The sequence below is a fragment of the Limosilactobacillus reuteri genome, assembly GCF_020785355.1.
GTDB classification, from domain to species: Bacteria; Bacillota; Bacilli; order Lactobacillales; family Lactobacillaceae; genus Limosilactobacillus; species Limosilactobacillus reuteri_I.
In genome coordinates this window covers 63,547-90,450 of the sequence record NZ_JAJGVH010000076.1, presented here as the reverse complement: position 1 = coordinate 90,450, position 26,904 = coordinate 63,547, and the positions used below count along the sequence as shown (strand labels likewise).

At 38.5% G+C, this 26,904-nt stretch carries 28 protein-coding genes, 1 other RNA gene and 1 pseudogene; 10 read left to right on the top strand and 20 right to left on the bottom strand.

Going from position 1 to position 26,904, the window contains the following annotated elements:
- Positions 1-27: 27 nt before the first annotated feature.
- From LMB56_RS07215 to LMB56_RS07205, 3 genes and pseudogenes are all read right to left on the bottom strand, one after another.
- On the bottom strand, positions 28-483 hold the full coding sequence (locus tag LMB56_RS07215) for a DUF441 domain-containing protein (RefSeq protein WP_078009767.1): 456 nt from the start codon (positions 481-483) through the stop codon (positions 28-30).
- A gap of 71 nt (positions 484-554) precedes the next feature.
- Positions 555-970: pseudogene (locus LMB56_RS07210) on the bottom strand (cupin domain-containing protein).
- 97 nt (positions 971-1,067) lie between these two features.
- Complete coding sequence (locus LMB56_RS07205) at positions 1,068-1,544, bottom strand: flavodoxin family protein (RefSeq protein ID WP_229283463.1); 477 nt, start codon at positions 1,542-1,544, stop codon at positions 1,068-1,070.
- 42 nt (positions 1,545-1,586) lie between these two features.
- On the opposite strand from LMB56_RS07205, the gene LMB56_RS07200 reads away from it, so the two are divergent.
- The 4 genes from LMB56_RS07200 to LMB56_RS07185 all read left to right on the top strand — a co-directional run bounded on the left by LMB56_RS07200 (position 1,587) and on the right by LMB56_RS07185 (position 5,179).
- Complete coding sequence (locus LMB56_RS07200; protein ID WP_229283464.1) at positions 1,587-2,471, top strand: LysR family transcriptional regulator; 885 nt, start codon at positions 1,587-1,589, stop codon at positions 2,469-2,471.
- 45 nt (positions 2,472-2,516) lie between these two features.
- Positions 2,517-3,407, top strand: coding sequence for an aldo/keto reductase (locus LMB56_RS07195; protein WP_229283465.1), 891 nt, complete (start codon positions 2,517-2,519; stop codon positions 3,405-3,407).
- A 137-nt stretch (positions 3,408-3,544) separates the two neighbouring features.
- Positions 3,545-3,811 (top strand): ACT domain-containing protein, encoded by a 267-nt coding sequence (locus LMB56_RS07190; protein ID WP_003666221.1) that lies wholly within the window; start codon positions 3,545-3,547, stop codon positions 3,809-3,811.
- A gap of 24 nt (positions 3,812-3,835) precedes the next feature.
- Entirely contained in the window at positions 3,836-5,179 is a 1,344-nt protein-coding gene (locus tag LMB56_RS07185; protein WP_229283466.1) for a PFL family protein, read from the top strand.
- A 52-nt stretch (positions 5,180-5,231) separates the two neighbouring features.
- Here LMB56_RS07185 and LMB56_RS07180 read toward each other — a convergent pair whose 3' ends face one another.
- Positions 5,232-5,756 (bottom strand): GNAT family N-acetyltransferase, encoded by a 525-nt coding sequence (locus LMB56_RS07180; RefSeq protein ID WP_065867824.1) that lies wholly within the window; start codon positions 5,754-5,756, stop codon positions 5,232-5,234.
- Between the two features lie 159 nt (positions 5,757-5,915).
- Between LMB56_RS07180 and LMB56_RS07175 the strand changes: the two genes are divergently transcribed.
- Positions 5,916-6,761, top strand: a complete 846-nt coding sequence (locus tag LMB56_RS07175; RefSeq protein ID WP_003667846.1) for an alpha/beta hydrolase — start codon at positions 5,916-5,918, stop codon at positions 6,759-6,761.
- Here LMB56_RS07175 and LMB56_RS07170 read toward each other — a convergent pair.
- Positions 6,735-7,583 carry a glycosyltransferase family 8 protein gene (locus LMB56_RS07170; RefSeq protein ID WP_122481233.1) on the bottom strand — a complete coding sequence of 283 codons (849 nt, stop codon included), beginning with the start codon at positions 7,581-7,583 and terminating at the stop codon, positions 6,735-6,737. The two genes, LMB56_RS07175 and LMB56_RS07170, sit on opposite strands and share 27 nt — an antisense overlap.
- A gap of 98 nt (positions 7,584-7,681) precedes the next feature.
- Between LMB56_RS07170 and LMB56_RS07165 the strand changes: the two genes are divergently transcribed.
- A complete protein-coding gene (locus LMB56_RS07165) occupies positions 7,682-8,338 on the top strand; it encodes an HD domain-containing protein (protein WP_035157380.1) in 657 nt (218 codons plus the stop codon).
- A gap of 63 nt (positions 8,339-8,401) precedes the next feature.
- On the opposite strand, the gene LMB56_RS07160 is transcribed toward LMB56_RS07165, so the two are convergent.
- Both LMB56_RS07160 and LMB56_RS07155 read right to left on the bottom strand, forming a co-directional pair.
- Entirely contained in the window at positions 8,402-9,046 is a 645-nt protein-coding gene (locus LMB56_RS07160) for a hypothetical protein (protein ID WP_035157383.1), read from the bottom strand.
- Positions 9,043-9,921, bottom strand: a complete 879-nt coding sequence (locus tag LMB56_RS07155; protein ID WP_016496850.1) for a DegV family protein — start codon at positions 9,919-9,921, stop codon at positions 9,043-9,045. Before LMB56_RS07155 ends, LMB56_RS07160 begins: the two co-directional genes overlap by 4 nt.
- A 216-nt stretch (positions 9,922-10,137) precedes the next feature.
- Here LMB56_RS07155 and LMB56_RS07150 point away from each other — a divergent pair, with 216 nt between their 5' ends.
- Positions 10,138-11,820: an NFACT RNA binding domain-containing protein gene (locus LMB56_RS07150; RefSeq protein ID WP_229283467.1), complete on the top strand. Its 1,683-nt coding sequence runs from the start codon at positions 10,138-10,140 to the stop codon at positions 11,818-11,820.
- Between the two features lie 47 nt (positions 11,821-11,867).
- Here LMB56_RS07150 and LMB56_RS07145 read toward each other — a convergent pair whose 3' ends face one another.
- The 5 genes from LMB56_RS07145 to LMB56_RS07125 all read right to left on the bottom strand — a co-directional run bounded on the left by LMB56_RS07145 (position 11,868) and on the right by LMB56_RS07125 (position 17,273).
- Complete coding sequence (locus LMB56_RS07145; protein WP_229283468.1) at positions 11,868-14,342, bottom strand: ATP-binding protein; 2,475 nt, start codon at positions 14,340-14,342, stop codon at positions 11,868-11,870.
- Positions 14,342-15,427: a carbamoyl phosphate synthase small subunit gene (locus LMB56_RS07140; RefSeq protein ID WP_016496853.1), complete on the bottom strand. Its 1,086-nt coding sequence runs from the start codon at positions 15,425-15,427 to the stop codon at positions 14,342-14,344. Before LMB56_RS07140 ends, LMB56_RS07145 begins: the two co-directional genes overlap by 1 nt.
- Before the next feature lie 76 nt (positions 15,428-15,503).
- On the bottom strand, positions 15,504-16,415 hold the full coding sequence (locus tag LMB56_RS07135) for an RluA family pseudouridine synthase (protein WP_153705041.1): 912 nt from the start codon (positions 16,413-16,415) through the stop codon (positions 15,504-15,506).
- 3 nt (positions 16,416-16,418) lie between these two features.
- A complete protein-coding gene (lspA, locus tag LMB56_RS07130) occupies positions 16,419-16,865 on the bottom strand; it encodes a signal peptidase II (protein WP_016496855.1) in 447 nt (148 codons plus the stop codon).
- Positions 16,866-17,273 (bottom strand): EbsA family protein, encoded by a 408-nt coding sequence (locus LMB56_RS07125; protein ID WP_003667861.1) that lies wholly within the window; start codon positions 17,271-17,273, stop codon positions 16,866-16,868.
- Between the two features lie 24 nt (positions 17,274-17,297).
- Here LMB56_RS07125 and LMB56_RS07120 point away from each other — a divergent pair, with 24 nt between their 5' ends.
- Positions 17,298-17,693 (top strand): ribonuclease HI family protein, encoded by a 396-nt coding sequence (locus LMB56_RS07120; RefSeq protein WP_229283469.1) that lies wholly within the window; start codon positions 17,298-17,300, stop codon positions 17,691-17,693.
- Between the two features lie 199 nt (positions 17,694-17,892).
- Here LMB56_RS07120 and LMB56_RS07115 read toward each other — a convergent pair whose 3' ends face one another.
- The 5 genes from LMB56_RS07115 to LMB56_RS07095 all read right to left on the bottom strand — a co-directional run bounded on the left by LMB56_RS07115 (position 17,893) and on the right by LMB56_RS07095 (position 21,526).
- A complete protein-coding gene (locus LMB56_RS07115; RefSeq protein ID WP_086135865.1) occupies positions 17,893-19,047 on the bottom strand; it encodes a THUMP domain-containing class I SAM-dependent RNA methyltransferase in 1,155 nt (384 codons plus the stop codon).
- A gap of 274 nt (positions 19,048-19,321) precedes the next feature.
- On the bottom strand, positions 19,322-19,798 hold the full coding sequence (locus LMB56_RS07110; protein WP_229283470.1) for a class Ib ribonucleoside-diphosphate reductase assembly flavoprotein NrdI: 477 nt from the start codon (positions 19,796-19,798) through the stop codon (positions 19,322-19,324).
- Positions 19,799-20,111: 313 nt separating this feature from the next.
- An RNA gene (rnpB, locus tag LMB56_RS07105) (RNase P RNA component class B) lies at positions 20,112-20,487 on the bottom strand.
- 32 nt (positions 20,488-20,519) lie between these two features.
- Entirely contained in the window at positions 20,520-20,882 is a 363-nt protein-coding gene (gene gpsB, locus LMB56_RS07100; RefSeq protein ID WP_003666193.1) for a cell division regulator GpsB, read from the bottom strand.
- 71 nt (positions 20,883-20,953) lie between these two features.
- On the bottom strand, positions 20,954-21,526 hold the full coding sequence (locus tag LMB56_RS07095) for an SLOG family protein (RefSeq protein ID WP_229283471.1): 573 nt from the start codon (positions 21,524-21,526) through the stop codon (positions 20,954-20,956).
- A 118-nt stretch (positions 21,527-21,644) separates the two neighbouring features.
- On the opposite strand from LMB56_RS07095, the gene recU reads away from it, so the two are divergent.
- Together recU and LMB56_RS07085 are read left to right on the top strand one after the other, a co-directional pair.
- On the top strand, positions 21,645-22,259 hold the full coding sequence (recU, locus tag LMB56_RS07090; protein ID WP_016496861.1) for a Holliday junction resolvase RecU: 615 nt from the start codon (positions 21,645-21,647) through the stop codon (positions 22,257-22,259).
- 11 nt (positions 22,260-22,270) lie between these two features.
- Positions 22,271-24,535, top strand: a complete 2,265-nt coding sequence (locus tag LMB56_RS07085) for a PBP1A family penicillin-binding protein (protein ID WP_229283472.1) — start codon at positions 22,271-22,273, stop codon at positions 24,533-24,535.
- Between the two features lie 78 nt (positions 24,536-24,613).
- Here the strand turns inward: LMB56_RS07085 and LMB56_RS07080 are convergent, their stop codons facing one another.
- The 3 genes from LMB56_RS07080 to LMB56_RS07070 all read right to left on the bottom strand — a co-directional run bounded on the left by LMB56_RS07080 (position 24,614) and on the right by LMB56_RS07070 (position 26,860).
- Positions 24,614-25,531, bottom strand: coding sequence for a DMT family transporter (locus LMB56_RS07080; protein ID WP_003667879.1), 918 nt, complete (start codon positions 25,529-25,531; stop codon positions 24,614-24,616).
- Positions 25,532-25,553: 22 nt separating this feature from the next.
- Positions 25,554-26,258, bottom strand: a complete 705-nt coding sequence (locus tag LMB56_RS07075) for a DnaD domain-containing protein (protein WP_229277048.1) — start codon at positions 26,256-26,258, stop codon at positions 25,554-25,556.
- Positions 26,259-26,341: 83 nt separating this feature from the next.
- Positions 26,342-26,860, bottom strand: a complete 519-nt coding sequence (locus LMB56_RS07070; RefSeq protein ID WP_003674123.1) for a cell wall elongation regulator TseB-like domain-containing protein — start codon at positions 26,858-26,860, stop codon at positions 26,342-26,344.
- Positions 26,861-26,904 lie beyond the last annotated feature (44 nt).

Here is a 26,904-nt window from a genome sequence, read left to right as displayed (position 1 = left end):
TTTTGGTCTCGCTTGGTTTTTTGCTATTTAAAAATGCAAATTCAATAGCGTTACAATACAATAGGTCATCCCACTCGCGATAACTGGACCGGCAGCAATTCCCTTAAACGCAACTACTCCAATAATCGTTCCAAGTACTAAGGCAACCGTGACTTGAGGAACAGCTGCCAACTGGTTGACTCCATACTTTGATAAGATGGCAACTGCAATGCCCATGCCGACTGCAATCCAGCCAGCAGGGGTCTTAAAAGCCGCCCATAAATCATCAAAACCAATTTGTCCCGTCGCAATTGGAATCAAGATCGCAACTGAAATCACTGTTACACCCCAATTAATTCCTTTATGCTGTATCAAGGGCAACCACTTGGCAGTATAAGGGATCAGTTTTAGGACCATCACTACTACTGTGGCAATAATCAATGACGAGTTATGACCAAAGATTGCAATTAATAATACTAAAGCTAAAAAAAGCCAGCTTTCCATGTAATCTCCTCCTCAAACTTTACCTAGTATATCAAAGTTGAGGACGAGGACAAAGAAAGCTGACTGATTAACTAATCAGAAAGGCGGTTGTAAGTAGCGTCATCTACTTCTTCGCACCATTCGCTAGTTCCCTTCGTAATAGCAATATGAGAGAACCAACTATCTTTAGTAGCTCCATGCCAGTGCTTTACGCCTTCATGAATTGCTACAACATCACCGGGTTTTAACAATTGCGCCGGCTTGCCTTCTTCTTGATACCAACCCTCACCAGCAGTTACTAATAAGATTTGGAAACCATCATGGTGAATATGCCAGTTGTTACGGCAACCGGGCTCAAAATTAACGTTTGAAACATTTACATCAATGTTATCATCAGGAGATACTAACCCATTGAGATAACTTGTTCCAATAAAGTATTTTGCAAACGCAACGTTCTTATCACCAAAACCAAAAAGGTCATTTTTACTTCGTGTTCATTCTTAGCCATTATTACTAACCTCCAATTAATTGTTGGTTTAATAATAAACTCTAGCATTAAGAATGTAAAAAGCTTATTATAAATGGTGAGTTATTCAAAAAATGAATTATAATTTTCGCAACCATGAAAATAATGACTTTTCATTGAAAGCTGGACTACCATGAGTAAGAATATGGTAGCCGGGAGTGACATTTAACTTACCAGCATAGTTGATGAAGTCCTCTTGATAATCACCAGTGTCACTCCAACCTGTACTAAACGGCGCAATCTTACCAGTGAATTCTTGAAGCTGTTGAAGCAAGGCAATAATCGGTGAGGCAACTTTCCCATTCCAGACTGGTCCGCCAACTAAGATCAAGTCATAATACGATAAGTCAGGTAAGGTAGTCACTAGTTTGGGGAGGGCATGCGTATTAAGCTGTTGCTGATAAATTTTTCCGGTTTCTTCCATATCCAGTGGGAAAGTATCATCGGGAACTTTAATTCTTACAATATCGGCACCAGTTGCTTCATGAATCTTACTAGCGAGTCTAGCAGTATTTCCGAATTGCGAATAATATAAAATCAATGCTTGCTTTGCCATTATCAATAACTCCTTAATATAAATAAAAATGAGAGATACTATATGGATACACGTGTATTAAAATACTTTTTAACTGTTGCACAAACTAATAATATCACTAAAGCTGCGGAACAATTACATATTACCCAACCTACCCTTTCCCGGCAAATCATGGACCTAGAAACCGAATTAGACATAAAGTTGTTTAACCGAGAAAATCGGCGCCTTCAGCTCACAAAAGCCGGAATCCTATTTCAACAGCGAGCAACGACCATGCTACAACTCTTGGATCAAACTGAAAACGACCTTCATCAACAAGAAGAGGCATTAACAGGAGAAATCAATCTTGGCTCAGCAGTTTCGAGTGTCTCTCCTTATATAACGAAACTAATTTTTGAATTTCAAAAGCTTTACCCGAACGTAATCTTTAATTTAGCTGATGGGGATGGCGATGTCCTTCGCCGCCAACTAGATGAAGGGCTCAATGACCTTGTATGCCTCCTTGAACCCGTTGAAGCTGCTAAATATAACTTTCTCGAATTACCGGTCCGTGAAGAATGGGGAGTAATGATGAAAAAATCGGCCCCACTTGCCAAGCATTCTACTATTACTAAAGAAGATCTTTACAAAATTCCCTTAATTCTTCCCCACCGTAGTATTGTTCGCGATGAAGTTAGTGATATCTTAAAATTAGATCAAACGCGTTTAAATATCCGTGCGACAACCAGTTTACCTGGAAATACCGTTTCCCTTTTAAGAAATAGTAATTACTATGGTCTGACAATTAAGGGCGTCTATAATAATTTTCATGATCCTGACCTTGTTTTTGTTCCCCTTGTGCCTAACAAATCGACAGGGGATGTCCTTGCCTGGCGTAAAAATACTATCTTATCTCCAGCAATCGAAAAATTTCTTCAGTTTGTTAACGAGCAAATTCAAGAATCCTAAAGTATTTAATGTTATAACTGATTTAGAAAGGAGAATTTAATTAAAATGAATCAAAATCTACAACCAAAGATAAAATTAAACAACGGTCACCTCATCCCCCAACTTGGCTTAGGAGTCTGGAAAGCCTCACTTGCGGAAACACAGCAAATGGTTAAAGAAGCCATTATTAATGATTACGTCTTAATCGATACTGCTAAACAATATGGGAATGAAGCAGCTGTCGGACAAGGCATTCAAGATGGTTTCAAGGCTACTGGCCGTGAACGTGATAGCATCTTTCTTACCACTAAAATTTTCAATGGTGATCAAGGAGATTATGATAAACTTCGGCAAGCAGTGAATGAGCAATTAAAAAAGTTACAAACAAACTATGTCGACCTTCTCCTTCTTCATTGGCCAGTTAATGATAAATACAATGAAAGCTGGCGCGCGTTAGAAGATATTTATGCTGATGGTCAAGCAAAATCAATTGGTGTTTGCAATTTTAATGTTGAACGAATGACTGATTTGCTCGATCACGCCAAAATTAAACCAGCAATTAATCAAATTGAATTCAATCCCCTGATTCACCAGCCTAAGATTGTAAAGTTTTGTCGCGAAAATGACATTCAACTTGAAGCCTGGTCGCCACTGGGTAACGGTCGGCTGCTTTCCAATGATGTTATTAAAGAAATCGCCGATCAACATCAAAAGACACCGGCCCAAATTATCCTGCGATGGGAAATTCAGCAAGACTTTATAGTTCTTACCAAGACTACTCATCCTCAACGTATGAAGGAGAACGCAGAAATTTTTGATTTTACCCTATCACCAGACGAAATGAAGCAAATCGACAAGTTAGATCAAGAAAAGCATTCTATCTGGTATGATAAGTTTAAGTGGTCAGGAAAGCCAGACGGTGTAGATGACTATATTGGTAAGCCGGGCGCATTTTGATCCAACCAATTTCATATCTTTTACCGTAAAAGGCACCTCTAAACAAGTGATGCCTTTTTTATTAGCTAAAATTTTCTAGAAATGTTCATATTATTATACTACAATTAAAATCATTAAAAGAAAGAGAGGATTCTTTAATGAAAGCTGTTGTATCTGTTCTAGGTGAAGACCAAGTTGGAATTATCGCTAAGGTAAGTGCCCTCCTTGCCCAAAAACAAATTAATATTCTAGATGTTTCCCAAACAATTATGGATGGCAATTTCGTAATGATGATGTCTGTGATGATTCCTGAAAATCTTGATAGTTATCAATTAACTAATGAATTTACAGAACTCGGTAAAGAGATTGGCGTTGAAATTAACCTGAGAAATGCCAAAATTTACGATGCCATGCATAATCTTTAATATGTACAGGAGGAATATCCCTTAATGAATTCACAACAAATTTATGAAACCAGCCACATGATTTCGAATGAAAACCTCGACGTACGGACAATCACGATGGGAATTTCTTTACTTGATTGTGTCGATAGTGATAGTACGGTTGCATGTCAAAAGATCTATGACAAAATTACGACAAAAGCAAAGAACCTTGTTAAAGTCGGCCAACAAATTGAAGCCGAATATGGAATTCCGATTGCTAACAAGCGAGTAACTGTTACTCCTATTTCCCTCATTGCCGCTGCTTCTCAAGACCACGACTATGTTAAATATGCTAAAACCTTAGACAAAGCTGCCAAAACATTAGGGATTGATTTTATCGGCGGGTACAGTGCGCTTGTTCAAAAGGGGTACCAAACTGGTGACCGTACGTTAATCGCTTCCCTCCCTGAAGCATTGGCGGAAACTGATTTTGTTTGTGCATCAGTAAATGTTGGCTCTACTCGTAGCGGGATCAATATGGATGCCGTTGCACAAATGGGTGAAGTAGTCGTCGCTGGTTCAAAGCTTGATATGATGACAAATGCTAAACTAGTTATCTTTTGTAATGCTGTTGAAGATAATCCCTTCATGGCGGGCGGATTTCATGGTGTTGGTGAACCAGATGTAGTAATAAATGTTGGTGTTTCAGGACCTGGAGTTATCAAAACCGCCCTAGAAAAAGTTAAGGGCGAATCAATGGATGTCGTTGCTGAAACGATCAAGAAAACTGCCTTTAAGGTGACACGAATGGGTCAATTAGTAGGAACTGTTGCAGCTGAAAGACTGGGCGTTCAATTTGGGATCGTGGACCTTTCCCTCGCACCAACTGCTGCCGCTGGTGATTCCGTTGCCGAAGTTCTAGAAGAAATCGGCGTTGCTCAGGTTGGAACTCATGGAACTACCGCTGCTCTAGCCATGTTAAACGATGCCGTGAAAAAAGGCGGTATTATGGCCTGTAGTCATGTTGGTGGTTTATCAGGCGCATTCATCCCTGTCTCTGAAGATGCTGGCATGATTAAGGCAGTTAACGCTGGAACGCTAAATATCTCTAAATTAGAAGCAATGACTGCAGTTTGTTCCGTTGGTCTTGATATGATTGCAATTCCAGGTGACACGCCAAAAGAAACCATTAGCGCAATGATTGCTGATGAAGCGGCGATTGGAATGATTAATAATAAAACCACTGCTGTCCGCGTGATTCCCGCACCCGGCAAAAAAGTTGGTGATACGGTTGAATTTGGTGGTCTATTAGGATATGCCCCGGTAATGGCAGTCAATAAAGCCGCAAGTACCGCGATGATTAACCGTGGTGGACTTATTCCCGCTCCAATTCATAGTTTCAAAAATTAATTTAAAAAATAGCGAGAGATTAGGAATCCCTAGTCTCCCGCTATTTTAGTGTTTAATTACCTGTTAATAAGGCGTAAACATATGAATTTTCTTCTGGACGGTAAACCCCGTGAAGTTCACCAACTTTAGTAAAGCCATTTTTGTCGATCAAGTGTTGCATGATCTTGTTGTCTTCATGAGTATCGATCCGAATAGTCTTAATATCCTTCCGATTATTCTTAATGTAATCAATTACACTAGTGAATAATGCTGAGGCATATCCTTTTCCAGCATGATTGGAGTGAATTGCCACACGGTGAATAACAACATAACGATCAGTGTCAATTAACCAATCACCGTCAAGTTCATCATATGAGTGATCTGGTGCTTCAACAATTGATAATGCACCAACAGTTTCATCATCTTGTGATTGTACAAGGTATGCAAATCCTTTTTCAATATCTTCTTTGATATGTTCTTCGTTCGGGTAATCTCCTTGCCATTGATCGATCCCTTGTTCGGCTAATTGGTTTCGACCATCTCGCAGAATTTCCATAATTTGATTTAAATCATCCATTTTGGCTTGTTTGATTTGCATCGTATTACCTTCCCTTCTCATTACATTAATTAGATGTGTTATTCGTTAAACAACCCTAATACTGTAACATACTTTACGTTTTAAATACAACTGTTAACTATTAAAAGTTACCCCTTCAATATGCTATGATAGCACTAAAAAGAAAAAGAAGGTTTTTATATGACCAAATTCATTAAATTTACTTTAACAATATTTACTGCACTTTTTCTAACAATTATTTATGGACTAGCAGCAAAGCCAATTCACGCAGACCTTTCCAATAAATATATTCACTCTACTACCCCCACTCTCTTTTTCCATGGCTACGGAAGCGGTGCCCATGCAGAAGAATATATGGTAAACGGATTTGTGAAAGCAGGCGTGTCAAAAACAGTTATCACCGCAGATGTTGCTGGCGATGGAACCGTTACTCTTAAAGGAGATATTCCTCATAACGCTGTCAATCCGCTCGTAATGGTCAATTTTAATGATAACCATAGCACAAATTATGAATTACAAGGTCAATGGGTTAAAAACGTTCTTGAAGAACTGCAAGCTAAATATCATTTTAAAAAGGTAAATATTGAAGCGCACTCCATGGGAAACATGGCAGTTATGTATTTTCTCCTTGCTAATGCCGGTAACCATAACCTTCCGCAAATTCAAAAACAAGTTGCGATGGCTGGAACTTTTGATGGTGCAATCGGCTGGAATGAGCCTGCTAATCTAACAGTGAATAAAAAGACGGGAAAACCTTCCGCAATGAATGATTCCTATCAAAAGCTACTCCCGTTACGTCACCGTTACCCACGGCAAATTAAATTATTGAATATTTATGGTGACTTAAAAGATGGCAACGATAGCCAAGTTTCAAACGCTTCCTGTCTTTCGCTCAAGTACCTTATTAATAACCGCGCACGTTCATACCGCGAAGTTAAGATTACCGGACCAAACGCTAAACATGAATTACTTCATCACAACCCCCAAGTCAATAAAATCTTAATTAACTTTTTCTGGGGGAAGTAATAACGCTGCACTGATAAGTTTATTAGTCATTTGAAAGTAGTTTTTGTATAAAGCAGTGTAACGTCCACTATTTTTAGTTGGTAGCCATGGCTTGTCTCGCCCGCAATAATGGAGAATCACGGTATTACGCATCACCCAATCGGTTGTCCATTCACCAAAGGAAATCGTTTCGTAAATGCCGCCCTTACGAGTATCAAAATTATATAACTGATCAGGGACAGACTTAATATAGCGCCCATATAAGGCATTCAAGACATCTTGATCAGGGAGTAAAAGTGTATGGGTACGGATGTAGTTAAAAATGTCCGTATCCTTTACTTTTTTACGGATAGTATCAAGGTTCATCAAGAGAACGCCAGAATTATAATACCCGTCAGCATCAAAGTTTTGCAGACGAATCTTATTAATAACCTCTGTTGTATTCGTAAGGTTTGTATGGATGGCAGAAGCATATAGGTATCCATCTAATGAAGTCTCATACAAACTTGAAAGATCATTAATACACAAAACATCAGCATCCAAGTATAAAATTTTATGCAAATCTTGAGGTAAAAGACGGTGTGCTAGTAAACGATAATAAATTGTTGTCGGGTAGCGGTCTGTAACTGGTGCTTTGCTAAATAATTGATCATTAACTTTGATCGGAAAATAGTTCATTCCTAATTGCTTACAAACTCTTTCCAAGTCATCAGTTCGTTTCAATTTGTCCTTTTGTAAGACATATACGTTAAATTCTTGTGCTTGCGTATTTAGTTTAATTGATAATAAAACGGTTGCTAATTGCGTAACAAACTTGTCGTTAATTGAAAATAATAAGTTCATTTCATTCCACTCCTCACATCTTATTTTACAAAACGTTGACGTGGATTGCGATTCAGTATTTAATAATTAAAGAACCAATCAAGAATAGAGGTTTTATAATGAAACAAGCAGAACAATTAACTGCCATTAAAGAGTACACCATTCAAAAATTAGGTCAGGACAAGACTGGTCATGGGATGGACCATATTAACCGCGTAGTAAAAATGAGTAAACGGTTAGCTATGGGCGAAAAAGTTGACCCATTTTTGCCGATTGTGGCGGCCTACCTTCACGATACAATTGATGAGAAATTAGTTGACAACGTTGAGGCAGCTAAACAAGAATTAGTTGATTACTTAAAGCAAAATGACTTTAGTGATGAACAAGTCAAAATAATTATGGATGTCATCAATAATATTTCTTTTGCTCATACATTAGATAAAGAGGAAGTCAAACTCTCCATCATTGGACAAATAGTACGTGATGCCGACTGGTTAGATGCAATCGGCGCAATTGGCATTACCCGGGCAATCTATTATGGAGGTGGTCATCATGAAAAAATATATGATCCAGCTATTAAGCCTCGTCATAATATGTCCCGGGAAGAATATCGTAATTTAGCAAATGAAACTATCATTAATCACTTTGATGAAAAGCTCTTACACCTAAAAGACATGATGAACACTGAAACTGCCAAGAAAATTGCAAATCACCGTCAACAAGTAATGTTCGATTTTCTTGACGAGTTTCATGCCGAATGGGACGCAAAGATGTAAATTGTTTATGGAAATAGTAAATGCCATGGAAGAAACACGAATGTTTTTTCCATGGCATTTTGCTTACTTATCATCTTTTTTATTTTTAGCACTTCTTAAGTCGACAATAATCGAACCGCCCTGCTTATCGCCTGCAGAGTTACCTGAATCATTATGATGATTATTATCAATATGCAATGCTTTTCGCGCTACCCACCGAAAAATCAATGAGATCGGTGCTACTAGGAAGCCATACAATAATCCTGTCAGTAATGCGTTAGGAATAATTAGTTGAACAAATGTTAATCCACCTGTTGGCGTCCCCGTTAGGACTAATCCAATTAAACCATAAAAGATTGAGATAAAGAATAATTGTACTAAACCGGTAAAAATAGCAAGCCATAATAATTGTGAATGATTGAGATCAATAGATAATGGAACCTGTTTGCGTAAAATCAAGCCAACCACAATCAAAATAACAATAAAATCGACTAATATTACCCAGTCGGCAGTTCCTAAGACAATCATGATTATGGCACTAACCAGCGTCACGATAAATGCAATATTAATTCCTAATGCAACTGCTATTCCCACTGCAATCACGCCAGCTAAAGGCATAAACGCCTCACCAGTCGGTAAAATGGTTTGAAAGCCAGTAAATGATATTAATATCATCAAAATACCCGCCGCAATTGCCAAAAGGGTTTTAATTAAAGTTTGTTTTTTCATGCTAACGGCTTCTTTGCTGTGTCTTGCATCCATGCTAAGGCCAAGGCCCCTTGTCCTAAGTGGGAACCAATTACTGGACCAAAGTAACTTAACTCAAATGAAATATCAGGATGATCCGCTTGAAGTTTATCAAGCCACTTTTGACCTTCCTCTGGAACATTGGCATGAATAACCATTGCTTTAACTGGATAGTCAAGTTTGGCAATATCCTCATCAAAGATTTGTTCACAGCGAAGTTTAGCCTTTTTCATTGACCGCACCTTCTCAAACGCTTCAATGGCATGCGTTGGAGTATGCATAGTCAAGAGGGGTTTGATTTTTAAAATTGAACCTACAAATGCAGAGGCGTTTGATAAACGACCACCACGAACAAGGTTTTGCAAGTCATCTACCACAAATACATTATTAAAGGTATCACGATATTCTTTTACCTTTTTAACAATGTCATCTAAATCATCGCCTTCGCTAGCTAATTTAGCTGCTTCTAAGGCTAAGTATCCCATCATTTTAACTGTTAAGTGGGAATCGATTGGCACGATCTTGATTGTATCCTTCATCTGTTCAGCAAGTTGCTCAACAGTATCCAAATATCCTGTAATAGCCCGTGTTAAATGAATGCTAATCACAGCATCATACCCATCATCAGCTAATCCTTGATAAACTTCCATTAATTGGCCGATTGGCGTTTGGGAAGTCGTTGGAAAAGAGCTTGAATTTGCCATCTTTTCATAAAAATCACTGGTGGAAATATCAACACCTTCACGGTATGTTTGACCATCCAATGTCACTGGGATTGGGACAACATGAATATTATTAGCCGCCGCCTCTTCAGGAGAAAGGTAGGCAGTGCTGTCAGTAACAACAGCAATTTTCATCTTATCAACTCCATGTTCTAAATTTGTATAATTAAAAATAATTGCGTTTTTACGCGGATTTCACCCACATAATACAAAAAGCATACCACATTGACGACACTAAACCAACCAAAAATATGTCCACTAAAGTAACATTACTTTTCATTAATGATGTAAAACTGTATAATTAATAGTGCTATTTTCGTTTGTAATTATAATATTTAGGAGGCTACACTAATGTCTTTTGACGGCTTGTTTACTCATGCAATTGTCCATGAGCTAGATCAAAAATTAACTACTGGTCGGGTAGCCAAAGTTAGTCAACCTTACCCTGCAGAATTAATTATTACGATCCGTGCTCACCGGCACAATTATCCATTACTCATTTCTGCTAATCCAACATACCCACGAATCCAAATTACTGAGATTCCATATAAAAATCCAGCAGTTCCAACTAATTTTACAATGACGATGCGGAAATACCTTGAAGGCGCAATCGTCAATAAAATTGAACAAGTTGATAATGATCGGATTATCAAAATTACTTTTGACACTCGTGATGAATTAGGCGATAGTCAACAACTAGTCCTTGTGAGTGAGATTATGGCTCGGCATAGTAATATCTCCCTCGTTAATCTTAAGACGGGCAAAATCATTGACACCATTAAGCATGTTGGTTCAGATCAAAACCGAGTTCGCTTGTTATTGCCAGGTGCAACCTTTGTTATGCCACCAAAGCAAGATAAAGTTAACCCTTACTTACCAAACCAGGTCTACTCTGACCTTGTAAGGCAAAATAATGACGAAGCAGAATTAAGTCATCAGTTACAGCAGCATTATCAAGGATTTGGCAAAGACTCCGCGCGGGAATTAGCTGCAGAATTACTGCAAAGTGATAATTTACCAACTACCTATCAGCAATTTCTTAATCACTTTGAAAATCCAGAGCCAGTATTAATCACCCGCTCTAATGGAAAGACTCAATTCGCTGTGTTCCCTCCATTAAATATTGATGGTGAGTTGCAACATTTCGACTCTCTCTCTGCCCTTCTCGATGCCTTCTATGCTAATAAAGCAGAACAAGATCGTTCAAAAGAATTAGCGGGGCAAGTGTTAAAAGTACTGAAGAATGAACTTAAAAAAGATCGACGAAAAGTAAAAAAACTGCAACAACAATTACAAGATGCAGCAACTGCAGATCAGTACCGAATTTGTGGTGAGATCCTTACTACCTATCTTAGTAAATTAACTCCCGGAATGAAAGAAATCGAACTTCCTAACTTTTATGATGATAATAAACCACTGAAAATCAAGCTTGCTCCCGAATTATCACCATCGCGCAACGCCCAAAAGTACTTTACTAAGTATAATAAGCTCAAAACCTCTGTTGAGTATGTAAAGGAACAGCTAAAACTGACAAATGATGAAATCAAATACTTTGAAAACATTGAAAACCAGATTAAATTAGCTGCTCCCGCTGATATTCAAGAGATCAAACTGGAACTGCAAGAACAGGGTTATATTAAAAAGAAGAAAAGCGGGAAAAAGCAACGAAAAGTTAAGGTAAGTGCTCCAGAAGAATTCCATACTAGTGATGGCACTACGGTTTTAGTAGGTAAAAACAACCTGCAAAATGACCGTCTTAGCTTTAAGATTGCTAATAAAAATGAAATCTGGTTACATGTTAAAGATATCCCAGGTTCCCACGTGGTAATCCGCTCAACAAACCCATCCGAAGATACGATTCTTGAAGCCGCACAGTTAGCAGCATACTTCTCTAAAGGTCGCGATTCCGATAACGTACCCGTTGACTATCTTCCTGTCAAGCGACTTCATAAGCCAAACGGAGCTAAACCTGGCTTTGTTATTTTTACAGGTCAGAAAACACTTTATGTAACACCACATAAACTTTCTAACTAAAAAACTTCAGCCCAAGACACCGGGCTGAAGTTTTTTATATCGCTAAATTATTCTCCTAAAAATTGCATCTGAGCACCAATGACCCGGTTACGGGCAGGAATTCCTCCCTTAACTCGCAACGCCTTAAATGGGAAGGTTGCACGATAATTAACAATCCCTGATACCGGTTTAGGCTCCAGCATTTTATCGAATTTACCAGTGAATAATTGAGTAAAAATCCCTGGTAAGCTAATATGAAGAGCTTTTGATAAAAAGGCAACTTCTGGCAATGACAATGGTTGAACTTTAATTAAACTAAATTCCCCATCATCCTCTTCAAAAATTGCTTGGTATAACCCTGGCTGTTCCATCTTTAATACAGCAATACTAGCCTGGTCATTAAGATTTTGGTAAGTTGATGAAAGAAGATCAGCCGGGTAGCGCAAAGCAGTAGATTGATAATTTAACGCAATTGGCGAAAAAAGATCAGTCATTGTTCCTAATGGATAAGCATAATTGCCATCATAGACATAATTGAAGGAGTAACGTTGCCTATCGCTACTAGCAGCAGTAGTTGGCAATTCATCTGGAATTACGATGATTTTTACATCCAAGTCATAATTTTGCAATGATTTCAATAATTTACTATAACTAACAGGAATAAACAAATACTGGGGTTGCTCTATCCGTAATATTTGCAAGATATTTTCAATTGTTGCCGGTTCAACATAACGTTTTTCAGCTAACTCTGGATCAAAAGTGACGGAACTAGGGTTTGAATTTACCACAACATTATTAAAGCCTTCATTATGAAGTTCTTTTAACATCATTGCAACAAAGTAATCACCAGAATTACTTAATCCTAATCGTAAGCCCCCTGTCCCAATTACCAGGGTGCTTGGTTGAGAAGTTCGGCTAATTTCATTTTCTTCTTCGTAAGCAGAGTAAAAACTATTAGTATGCTGATCAAACTCCCCAGCTGATGGTTCGATTTCTTTATACTTTGTCAATAATTGGTGGTCTATACTCATCTGATAAACTTGCTCAGGGGTAGTATTCCACAGTCTTGCAATAAGCTGGTTACTCAAGCCGTAACTCTTAGCTTTTTGCAAAACCGGCTCTTTATTTGGATGATCAGCAATCTCACGAATCAACAATCGCATCTTATTAATCTGTTCAAAATAAAATGGGTCAATCTTTGTCATCTCTGCTAATTCATTAACTGAGTACCCTCTCTGCATTGCTTCAATTAATACAAAAAGTCGGCCTGCTTCGGGGTGGACAATTTTGGCGATTAATTGGTCATCAGTCAATTGCTTTTGAGCGGCAAGATGAAAGTCAGCTGGCTCGTGATAACGAGATTCAATAGCTTTGAAAAGTGCTTCAATAGTACTTCGGCCGATACCAAAAACCGTCCCCACCGACCGCTTTTCTGTTCCAAGTAAACGACTAGCTTTTGGTAAATCGTTGAATCCCCATATTGGAACCCGTGCAGCAATATGATCCATTGTTGGTTCGATAAGAGCCGCATGATGAACATAATTTTCACCAAGATCAATGTCCCGCAGATGCTTTCCTGCATATAATTGTGCTGTTACTTGGGCAATTGGATAACCAGTCGACTGCGATACAAACGCTGTAATTCGATCAAAGTATGGACTGCTCTTAATGACATAAAAACGATCACTGTTTGTATCAAGGGCAAACTGAATATGGTTCGTGCCGACAATTCTTAATTTGCGGGTAATAGCAAAAGCCGTATCTCGAATATCCTGAATCTGTCGATCGCGAAGTGTCTGGACAGGATTGAAGGCAATTGAATCACCAGCATGGATACCGATTGGGTCCATATCTTCAATCATTGACAACATCATCATTGTTCCAGAACTATCACGTTGAACGACGACTTCAATTTCCTTATAGCCGGCAAGACTTTGCTGAACTACTACTTGTTCTGCCCGCGACTGGCTCAAACAAACCTTTACTGCATCTGCCAATTCGCTTCGATCATGCACAATTTTACGCGTACTGCTACTCTTAGGTAATACTGACCTGATAATAACTGGATAACCTAGTTTAGTTGCCTCATCCAAAGCATCCTGATAATTATTAACCGTTACGATTTTCTTAACTGGTGCTTCCATTTGTCGAAGCGTTCGTTCAAGCAAAACAGCACTATTAATTTGACGAATAGTTGCTTCAGGAACCCCTAGCAGTTGAATATTTTCTTTACGAATAATCCCTTTTTCTAGCAATTCTTGGGTAAGCTCAAAAGCTCGACGATTACCTAAAGTAGGCAAGATTGCATCTGGATGAAACTTATTAATAATATCTACTAGGCTCTCGACTTTTAATGGGACAATACAACCGTGATCAACATTTTCTAAGCTTACTGAAAATGGGTTATCATCTGCCAAGATTGTTTTTATCTTCATTTGCTTAAAAACGCGTGAGACCTGGTAAATAGCAGAGTCGAGCTCATCACCGTGTTGAACATCGTTGGCTCCCGCTCCAATAATTAATACAGATTTCAACTTTTCCATCAATGACGATCCCCCCTCCTATTCATTGTATCGACGAACTCATCAAATAAACCATCAGTTTCATCGGGTCCCGGTGCACCATCAGGGAAGAATTGAACTGAAAATGCCGGATAACGACGATGACGAAGCCCTTGAACACTATTATCAAGCATATCAACATACGTAATAAAAAGCTGGGAGCGGTCAACTGAATTACGATTAATCAGATAACCCTCCGCCTGGGTCGCATAGACAATGTGGTCAGTAATGATTTCATGAATTGGATGATTCATGCCATGATGTTCAACTGGAATTTGCTGAACATTTGCTCCGTTGGCGATTCCGAATAATTCATGGCCCAGTCCAATAGCAAACATTGGTACTTTAGTTTGGACAGTACGAATCATTTCTAGGACTGACTTACGAACATTATTGGGATTCCCTGGACCGCTTGAAAGTACAACCCCATCAGGATCTAACCGTAATATTTCTTCAGCCGTTGCAGTATATGGTAAGACAGTAATATTACATTTTCGTCGACTCAATTCCCGCAATATTCCGTTCTTTAATCCAAAGTCAATCACAACAACGCTTAACCCAATCCCGGGATTAGGATATGGTTTAGGAGTAGAGACTTGAGCAACTTGCTGGTTCGTTAAAACAGTCGCATGAAGCTGGTCAAAAGCGTGGTCATCTGGAACTGGAACAATGCTTCCTTTTAATGGTTTGCCAGCTTTTCTTAATTTATGAACTACTGCCCGTGTATCAATATTAGTAATTCCCGGAATGTTCATTTGTTGAAGGTATTTATCAAGAGTCAATTGGCGTCCATTATCATTAGTTCCAGCATCAGCAAGGGAACGAACAATAATTCCTTTAATCGTCGGTACAATTGATTCATAGATATTACGTTGAATTCCATAACTTCCAATATTTGGCTGGGTAAAAACGACAATTTGGTTATTGTAAACCTGATTAGTGATGATTTCTTGGTAACCAGTCATACTGGTATTAAAAACAACCTCACCAAAAGTAACAGCTGGTGAACCAAAACCTTCGCCAGCGAAAATTGAGCCATCTTCAAATATTAGGTATCGTGCTGTCACTGTCCCACTCTCCTAAAACTTTGTTAATAATTGATCAATATTATTATGAACGTTCTCCAAATTAAACACAATAATTTTATTGGTCGGTCTTGCGTAAATGTTCAAGCATTTTTACAAAATAAGCTGGTAATGGAGCCGTAAAAACCATTTCTTTACCAGTTCGGGGGTGTTTAAAGCCCAACAAACGAGCATGTAAATATTGGCCATTGCCAGCAAGTGTTTTTCGTGGTCCATACAACGGATCTCCTGCCAGTGGATGACCAATATATTTCATATGAACGCGAATCTGATGGGTTCGTCCCGTTTCTAGCTGACAAGCAACTAAGGTATAATTTTTAAACCGTTCTAAAACCTTAAAATGCGTTACTGCATGACGTCCATCAACTACAACTGCCTGTTTCTTGCGGTCTTTTAATGAGCGACCCAATGGAGCATCAATTGTTCCTTTATCTTCTTTTATAACTCCATGCACAAGCGCAACATATTCTCGTTTATTAGTTTTTGCCTTTAATTGAGCTGTCAAAGACCGGTGCGCCATATCATTTTTGGCTACCATCAATAGTCCGGAGGTATCCTTATCAATCCGATGAACAATCCCTGGCCGAAATTCTCCATTAATAGTTGATAGTGGTGAATGATATAAAAGAGCATTCACAAGCGTATGATCTGGATGACCTGGTGCTGGATGCACGACCATCCCCTGCGGTTTATTAACGACAATAACATCATCATCTTCATATACAATATCAAGAGGGATATCCTCAGGTGCTAAATCAATTTTTTGTGGTTCTTCTGGAATTATTTGGACGTGGTCACCTACAAGCAATTTATATTTAGGCTTTACCTGTTTGCCATTAACAAGGACGTGACCATCTTCTATCCAATGTTGAATTTGTGATCGGGAAAATTGATCAAAGTGATGACCAAGCTGCTTATCAATCCTTCCCACCATCTCACCATCAATTGTTAATTCTAATTCTTCAGACATTTGTTAGTCTTTCTCCTTTAAGATGCAAATTATTAGCCAGATTACGCCAATTGTTAAGCACATATCCGCAATGTTAAAAATTGGAAAATTAATAAATGTTGTTTCAAACATGTCCACAACATACCCTTGTCTTAACCGATCGATAAAGTTGCCAATTGTTCCTGCCATAATCAATGATAAGCCAATTAGCATAGGAATATTTTTACGGTACTGCCAGATAAAGTAACCAATTACAATAATCGCAACAATAGTTATAATGGTAAAAAAAGTTTGTTGCCCTTCAAAAATGCTCCAAGCAGCCCCTGAATTTCGTAAATTAGTTAACTCAATAATACCAGGAATCAACTGCTTACTACCACCAAGAACAATTGAAGAAGCAACCCAAGATTTTAATAATTGGTCACAAATTGTTAAAATTAAAATAATTCCAATAGCGATCCCCAGTAACAATTATTGAACCCCCTGTTGTTTCAATGCCAATTTCAAACGTGCAATTGCTTTAGTGGTAAAGGTAAAACTCATTACCTCTCCATTCACAGTAATTGTCACCGTATGCTTGGTAAACTCTGGCTGACGAATATCAGAGATTGGGATAACGAGGTACTGTTTTTGTAACAAGCGATTAAACACCATTTTAGTCGGAGTGATTACTACGGTTCGTCGCCGCCATTCTAATAAGGCAAGGATTACAAAAACCGCAAAAAAGAGCGCGCTGAGCCACTGAAAATGAGTAATTTCAAGCCAAATTACAAGGCCGGCAATAAAGAAGAGAAAAGTCCAACACCAGCTAATAATTGTCCCCGTAAGGTCTGGTTGGTAAAAATAACGAGTTTCTTCTTCCATAATTATAAATGTCATCCTTTCAGAAAAGAGGTAGTTTTTATGATCAAAATCTTTACAGATGCTGCAACAAAAGGAAACCCGGGTCCTACTGGTTTGGGAATAATAATAATTGCCAATCATAAGCAAATTCAGCTCGCAATTCCAGTAGATAGGGAAAGAATGGATAATCACCATGGCGAATTTGCTGCAGCTCACTTTGGATTTAAATACTTAATTGATCACTTTAGCAATAATGAAACAATCCTATTTTATACTGATAGTCGTATCTTAAGTGACGCAATCGGCAAAAATTATACAAAACATTACCAAAAAGAATTAGCAGCACTAAATCCTCTTCTCCAACACTTTTCAACAGTTGTTACCCAGTGGATTCCAGAAAGCCAAAATCATGGAGCACATAGTTTAGCAAATCAGGCCCTCCACAAAATAGAGTGATTTTAGAAAACAGCATATCGTTTTAATTATATCATCCACGTGTTCTATCAGCCACCAAACAGAGAAAAAGCCTTAGCGGTCGTTACAATGTAACTCCTACTAAGGCTTTTATTATTGGGAGAATTTGCCCCCCTTTATCCCCCTTTTGACGTTTTTAAAAGCACATATTTTCGATCTTTCGAATCGCTTGAACCCCTTGTTATTTAAGGGATTTGATCTTGGAGCGATCTTTTTTGCCCCAGTATTGGTAGAGATCTGTTCGTAAGGCACCGTTATAAAGTTTACGACGCTTAGTGGCGGGGGCGCCATAATACTTTTCAAATTCCATATCAGCCGTCAAAATATATTTACTCCATGTGGTTAATGGACGATATAACTCACCCATCTGCCGGTAAAGTTCATGAACTGATTCCTTATCACTTAACCGTTCACCATATGGCGGGTTGGCAACAATAACTCCATTAACTTCGCTTGTTTGCCAGTCTTTTACGGCTAATTGCTTAAACGTAATATCATGAGTTAATCCTGCCGCACGAGAATTTTCTTGAGCAATATCAATCATATTCTGGTCAATATCATATCCGTGGATATCTAATTCGATATCATAATTTGCTAAGGAATCGGCTTCATCCCGAACTTCATCAGATAAACCATCTGGAACTAAGTTAACCCATTGTTCACTAATAAACGAACGGTTGATTCCCGGCGCAATATTATGACCGTATAATGCTGCTTCGATTGGAATCGTCCCTGAACCACATACAGGATCGACAAACGGGTTATCTGGGAACCAGTGAGCTAGCATTACCAAGGCGGCGGCCATATTTTCCTTCAACGGTGCTCCACCTTTATTTTTACGATATCCACGCTTAAAAAGCCCCTCTCCACTAGTATCTAACGTAAGAAGAACATGGTCTTTATTAATCGCTACTTCTAACGGGTAAGTGGCACCAGTTTCGGCTAAACGAGTCCGCCGATGGTATGCATTACTGAGACGTTGAACAATCGCCTTTTTAGTGATTGCTTGAACACTTGGCACATTATGCAATTGTGAGTTATGACTTTTTCCTTCTACTGGGAAATTCGCATCAATTGGTAACAAATCTTCCCATGCGATGTTTTCAGTACGATCAAACAATTCTTCAAAAGACCGAGCATCGAATTCACCAACAACAATCTTTACTCGGTCTGCTGTCCGTAGCCAGAGATTAGTCCGAATGACATCCTTCATTGTCCCTTGAAAACGCACCCGACCATTTTCTACTTTGACTTCATAACCAAGGTCTCTTAGTTCTTTTCCTACTAATGCTTCAATACCTGCAGCAGCAGTAGCAATTAACTGATATGTTTGCACATTAAACTCTCCTTTAGACTTATTCCTATTAGTTATTTTACCTTATGTTGCTTCAAAATGAAAAGAAGCCGCAAGAAGAAACAAAGGGAGCGAGACAGAAGTCACTTGTGACTTCGTTTTCGAGCCCCCGCAAGCAACAATAGGCCTCCAATGTTCGGCTTTTTTGCCGGACGTTGGAGGCCATTGTTGTACTGCGTATTTGCTTTTTATGAAAGTAACTTAACTTATGTCACAGTCCCTTTTTGTTTATGAATGGTAGTTGACTTTAACCTAACTACATTAATGAATTCTCATTTGCTTTATCAGTCAATATTTTGTAAATGCGTTCAATATCCTGGGTGGTGCCACGAGATTCAAATGCGTCCAATAAAGGCAAACCGTATTCCTTAGCATATGTCTTGGCAGTTATTACATACATCTTCCCTAAGGTCAAGTTCCCGCTGCCAATTATTCCTACACAATGTTTAACATTATCATAGCTCTCCAAATAATCGTGCATTGGTGTTGTTAAGATCTCTGTTAACGTCGGTGTAAATCTACTTCCACCGATCATATATGTTGGTAGTAAAACAAAAAATTTACTATCGCTTTCGGTCGGAAGTGTCTCCTCCGAAATCTCCAATAAATCGATTAAAGGATTTTCATTATTTAAATGATGCTGTTGCGTTGCGTATTCTTGAAGCCGATGGGTAAATGATCGTACATTCCCAGAAAACGACATATATACAATTTTTATTCTCTTATTATCCATAATTCCCTAACTTCATTATCTGATATTTTATTAATCAAAAGATAAGTTAATTCACAAATAACTCATATTTTTAACCCCATTAACATTATAGGCGCACTTGCAATAAAATGAAATGATTATTTATATTTTATTGCCATTTTAAGAATTTTTAAGCTATATCTAGCTAAAATGCCTGAAGATTGATTTATCACCGTTTAACTTTTTGATTTAAACAAGTAATTATTAATGCATTATATCAAAGAAAACCAATAAATTTAGGTTATGATTTTTAAAATAAAAAAACCCGAGCGAACTCGGGTGCCTGTATGCAAGTATCTGTAGGCCATGTTTTGTCGTAATATAATTATCAGGCATAATTATATCGAGGTAATCATCTATCTCAGAGTATCGAAATACTCTCCCCTGGAATCACTTCAATTTGTTATCCAAAGCTCCCCTACCGTAGTTTGGGTTTACCGCTTGAGGGGTTTACCGCGTTCCACCAATATCGTTTCCAATATTGTATCGTCACTGTGGCACTTTTCAGGAATACTAAGACGTAGTTAAAACCTTAGTCCGTTTTTCCGCCGTCACCATAAAATGGTGCCCCGCCTTATTTTTTCAGCGAGCACAAACACTACAGGCATCGCAGCCTGTGCGAGCATGGACCTTCCTAACACAACATAAGCTGTGCTCAATTACCCAAAACTTGCAAAATTATTAATAAACTATTCGACACGCACTAAAGCAAATGTGAGTCATTATTATCGTTACCATCTAATTGTGAACCAAATACACGACGTTCCAAATTAGATAAACGCTTTAAAATATCCATATTTGTAGCGCTCGATACAGGTTGACGCGAAGCAGTTTGATTACTCATAGATGAGCCAACTTCTACTTGACGGTTTAATTCGTCAACTTTTGCTCTCAAACGTTCATTTTCATCATTTAAACGTTCAAGTTCTTTATTATAGGTGTCGTAGTCTTTAATAACATCATCTAAGAAAGCATCAACATCCGCTTCATCGTAGCCTTTGCCAATATTTCTCTCCTTAAATTGCTTGTGCAAAATATCTTGTGGAGTAAATTTTATGTTATCCAACTTAAACACCTCAATTGTTTAGTTTGCGTAGTCCAATAACTATAATACCAAATTAAAGAAAAAATGCAAGATTAAAATTCTTCTTTTTCCCTTTGACGCTCAGCCCATTCTTCTGCCTCTTCTTGAAGTTCATCAAAATCAACAAGAGTCATCGAATACGCACTTTCTTCTTTATACTTTTGAATTGTCTCATAATCATACTTAGTTTTTCCTTGATACTCTGGATCATAAAGAAGAAAAGCTTCATCCGTATGGGTAAGCATAAACTGCTGATAATTCCGCAACTGTTGCGGGGATTGATAAGGTTTATCTGAAACATTAGCAAAGAAATCAACTTGCTGAGTAACATTCGTCAGTTTTAACTGGTTACTCTCATTCCATTGCTTACCAAATTCTGCAAAAGGAAACATTAAAGCTGTTTTTAATTGTGGAAAATCAGTTTGGAGTTCTAAGGCAGCTTCAAGTCCCCATCTTTCCGTCCCCATTTGTGGTCCAGTTATTACCCAGAATTCATCATCATTCAATTCCAATTGAGCTCTTAAATATTTTTTTAGAACCTCTTTTATTACCTGGACTTTGGGATCATTATCCTTAAATATATTTAGTTCGTAACTTCGATAACCAGTAATCCACACTCTCTTCATAAAATCCTCCCTAAATAAGCAGATATAAAGCCTTTTAACTTAAACTTGTAATCATCTTGTATCAATCATTATGCAACTAGTCTGGTATAATAAATCTCTAGTTAGGAGAGTGATCACCGTGACCATTCACTATCCCAATGGTCAGCAACCTGTACAACACTATAATACACATAATGAATTACCGACACCACATCAATCTATTTATGCCAAACGTGGGATGTCGTTAGAGGATGAAATCAATCATAGTAATCAGTACTATTTGGCTCGCCATATTGCTGTCATTCATAAAAAGCCTACCCCTATTCAGCTTGTAAAAGTTGATTATCCCAAGCGGAGTGCGGCTGTTATTAAAGAAGCATATTTTCGGCGGCCATCAACTACTGATTACAATGGAGTGTACCGTGGATACTATATTGACTTTGATGCTAAAGAAACACGTAATAAAAATTCTTTTCCATTAAAGAACTTTCATCCCCACCAAATTCAACATATGCGTGAATGTGTAGCACAGGGGGGAATTTGTTTTGCCTTCATTAAATTTACGGAGCTTGACCTGCTATATCTGCTTCCCGCATCCAACCTATTTAAATATTGGGATCAACAGCAAAGCGGCGGCCGTAAATCAATTTTGCGAACTGATATTGCCAGAGAAGGCTATCAAATTCATTATCAACTCAATCCGCGTTTACCATATTTAAACGCTGTTGATAAAATAATTGCTGCAAAAGCGTAAAGGAGTTTACTATGTCAAATGATAATCAGTCAACGCGTAGTGAGCGTCATAATAACAATGACAATCAACAGCGCAATGTTGGCGGCTTAATAAAGAAAATCTTGCTATGGGTAGCAGGAATCGTCGTTCTACTAATGGTGGCATCTGCAGCTTTATTTTTCTACTATGCCTCAAGCGCTCCTAAAATTAGTAGAAGCGACTTAACAAGTCAGAGTATTACGACTATTTACGATGATCAAAATCGAGTAATTTCTCGTTTAGGAGCACAGAAACGAGAATATGCCAAGGATAATCAAATTCCAAAGCAGTTAAAAAATGCTGTTGTTTCAATTGAGGATCGACGCTTCTACAAGCACCATGGTGTTGATACAATTCGAATTCTTGGAGCAGCCACTTCTAATGTTTTTGGTCGTTCAGCCGGGATGCAGGGGGGAAGTACGCTGACTCAACAGTTAGTTAAATTATCCGTCTTCTCAACAGCTGCCTCTGATCGAACATTAAAACGGAAGGCTCAAGAAGCATGGCTTGCTATTAATGTTGAGCAGCATTTTAGTAAGAGTCAGATTCTTGATTTTTACATCAACAAGGTTTACATGGGCAATGGAATTTATGGAATGCAAACTGCAGCCCAGTACTACTATGGTAAAGATTTAAAGGATCTGGATCTTTCCCAATTAGCCCTTCTCGCCGGAATGCCACAATCTCCTACTTACTATAATCCACTTGTAAGCAACACAAAGTATGCAACGCAACGGCGAAATGAAGTATTGAATGCAATGGTTCGCAGCAATTACATTACCCAATCCCAGGCTAACCAAGCAGCCAGCGAAAGCGTTACTGCTGGTTTAGACCCTGATCACGGTAATATTTCGGGAAGTGGAACTGCTGTCGATTCTAAGGTTGTTGACCCTTATATAAAACAGGTTCTTGCTGATTTACAAGCACAAGGATACAACCCTTATAGTGATGGGTTAAAGGTTCATACCAATCTTGACCTTGATGCGCAACAACATCTTTACGACGCTGCAAACAAAAACGTTCAGTTCCAAAATGACAAGATGCAAGCCGGAGTTGCTGTTACCGATCCCCATAACGGGCAAATCATTGCCATGCTTGGTGGCCGTCACACAGGAAATGTTGTGTATGGCCTTAACCGGGCTGTGCAAAGTAACCGTAGTTCTGGGTCAACCGCAAAGCCATTAATGGATTATGGTCCGGCTATCGAATACTTGCAATGGCCAACTTTCAAATCAATTGCTGATACGCGGTTTGTCTTTCCTGGTACCAATACTGTCCTTCATGATTTTGATAAAAAGTACAAGGGCAATATGACAATGCGTGAGGCTTTAGTTCAATCACGGAATGTTCCTGCTATTCGCGCATTGCAAGCCGTTGGGATTAAGCGTGCTACTTCTTTCCTTGATGGGTTAGGAATTTCGCAAAAGCAACCATATACTTTACAAAACGGGATTGCTTTGTATATCTCTCCACTTCAAGTTTCTGCTGCATATGCGGCCTTTGCTAATGGTGGTACTTACTACAAGCCTTACTACATTAGCTCGATTACTACTCAAGATGGTGCAGTAAAACAATTCAATCCTAAAGGTAAACGCGCAATGAATAAGGCTACTGCCTACATGATCACTGATATGCTTAAAGGAGTTTTCACTGATTCACAAGGAAGCGCAACTGACGCTCGACTTGACGGTGTTAACCAAGCTGGTAAGACAGGGACGACAAACTATCCGGGAAATTCTAGCCAGTCTGGCGTAATGGATTCCTGGATGGCTGGTTATACTAAGAATTACTCAATTGCAGTTTGGACTGGTTATGACCACCCACTCGAACCTGGTGGCAGCATTTCAGAACAATATGTAAAGTCAGCGCAATTACTTTACAAGGACTTAATGCAATATCTTGACAGCCAAAATCACGCATCCGATTGGACGATGCCAGACACTGTTGAAGCTGTTCGAGTTAAAGGTAAACGTCAGCTTGTAATCCGTGATTCAAAATGGGCATTCGATTATACTGAAGATACATCAGATGATCGTGATAGCAGTTCTACTTCTAGCTCAAGTGACTCATCATCGTCCTCATCTTCTTCTAGCTCTGCTTCAAGTAGTAGCAGCGAAAGTCGTACAGAAGAACGAAACAGTGCTCCAACTGAATCTTCATCCAGCAGTGCTCCGGCTAGTTCAAGTTCATCTGCACCTACACAAAGTTCAAGTTCTAGCCCTGCCCCTGCTACGCAACCAAGCACAACTAATCCCTAATAAGATCTTTTAAAAATTGCAGATAATAAAAAGGATTGTGGAATTTTTTCTCCGCAATCCTTTTTATTATCTGCTTTTTTAATAATGAATTGTATGTTTTCGCCGACCATTTTGCAGAATATAGACGGCAATAATTACTAAAATAATTCCTAAAATTTCTGCCCAATTCAAGTTCAATTTAAAGAAGATCACACTTAAAATCGAAGTTGTAATTGGTTGAACGGCATCCATGATACTAACTACATCAGATGGGGCATATCTAGTTGCATGAAGCAAAATTCCAAATGGTAAAATCGTTCCGAACAACACCACTGTCGCAACAGATGCTACTAATGTGGTAGTAATATGTGGTGGATTGACCCAGAATGGCCGGTAGAGGTTAAATAGGACTCCGGCAATCATCGTCCCCCAGCCGAGGACAACAATTGGCGGATTCTCATCAGCAGCTCGTTGTGGAAGGACAACATAGAACGCAGCTGTAATTCCAGATCCCAACCCCCAGAGAAGGGATACAAATGGTAAAGCTAATTGAGTAAAGTTACCACGCGTGATACATAATGCTACCCCAATCAAAGCAACAACAAACGCAATAATGTCACTCCTGAACGGACGACGATGCATAAAAACAATTCCACCTAACACAATAAAAAGTGGGGAAAGATACTGAAGAATTGTTGCTGCTGAGGCATTTCCTGTTTGAATAGCATAATAGAACGTAAGCAGGTTTGCCATCAATCCTAAAATAGCATAACTAATAACTGAAATAGCTGTTGCTCGTGTCTTAAATACGTTAAAAATCTTTTTTCCATATAAAAATACACTAATTACTAATAAAATCACTCCTGCTGAAAAAGTCCGCATTGAGAGCATCCACGTAGCAGGAATTGCTAAATTTTGTGAGATGAGTTGCAAAACGGTTCCGGATATTCCCCACATAGCAGAGGCAACCGCTGCCCATATAATTCCCTTCATTACTTGAGAAGAAGATTTTTCCATGTCAACCACCCTTTATTTAATTTTATTCGCCTAATTTATAAATCGGTATTTTAGGCTTTTTCAATGTCTTCTTTTCTGGCTTTTGTCCAGCCTCTTTTCGCTGTTCAAACCTCTTTTCGTGCTCATTGATATCTCTTTCTGTCCGTAGGCCCTGACGATCCCAGCTTTGTAGAATCCGGTCCATATATTGAAGATTTAACGCACTATTCATTACTGCCTGCCGTAAAGCAAGTTTAATCATTATTGCTGAATAATTATCTTTATCCAGCCAGTCATTAACAATTTGCAATTCCATTGATGAGAGGGGCCGGCCAAATTCGGCCTCTAGCTGATTAAATGTCTCAACCCGACTATTATTATTTTCAACCTTAACCGCTACCTCTTGGTCATTCTCATTGAGCAATGCTAATTTGTTGATAAGGAGCGAAAAATCATATATTGCATCTTCTTTGCCATCTTCCATTTTTCGCATCTTCTGTTCAACAAGACGGTTTGTCATCATCTGGTGAAGCTGTTCAAACACCTGCCGCTCTTTTGTTCCTAAGTTCTTTGCAATTGTGCGAACATCCGGATTCATTATTCCCCGATCTTGGTAAGATTTAAACTGAAGATATAAGACAAATTGAGAAGTTGTCATCCCCAGTTCTTTATAATGATGGAGCAATAAGTTGCTTATATTTGTTTCTCCCGCCTGCAAGTAATGCTGTAAAAGGCTTGCATCTGTCATTTAATCAGCCCCTCTCTTAACAAAATATTTTTGCAAAAGTAAAGAGACTGAGTAATCCCAGCCTCTATTAGTTTCAGCTTTTATTAAAGATTATTAATATTTTGAACATATTGTCCAGTCTTAAAATTAATCAGATCGTAGCAGAGATTTCCTTTTTGATTACGATATGTTACTTCCCAGACAGCCTTATCATTAAATACCCCAGGAGCAACTTTTAAAATTTCACGCGGATTGCGATTTGATTTTGTCATCGCCCGTGCTCTTGCAGCAGTAATCCCACTCGATTGTTTTAGGACCCTAATCTTGCCACCATGTTGGGGAACCATAACCAGAATCGGTTGGTTTTGCTGATTCTTACCACTAATCGTATAGTAAGTATTCTCCCGATTATAAATATAAAATTGGTCAGGAGACCGAAGATGAGCATATTTTTCGGCAAGTGAAATCGTCTGCCGTCGTGCTGAATTTCGTGGCTGATTGCTAACAGCAAAAACGCTCCACACTATTAATAAGATTAGTAAAATCGCAATCAAAAGGTTACGAATTGTCCGCATTGAGGAACCTCGACTCTGTTCACGCTGAACTTCACGCCGACTTTGCATATCTTTTCCCTCTTATCTCTTTAGTTTATTAGATTCTTATATGG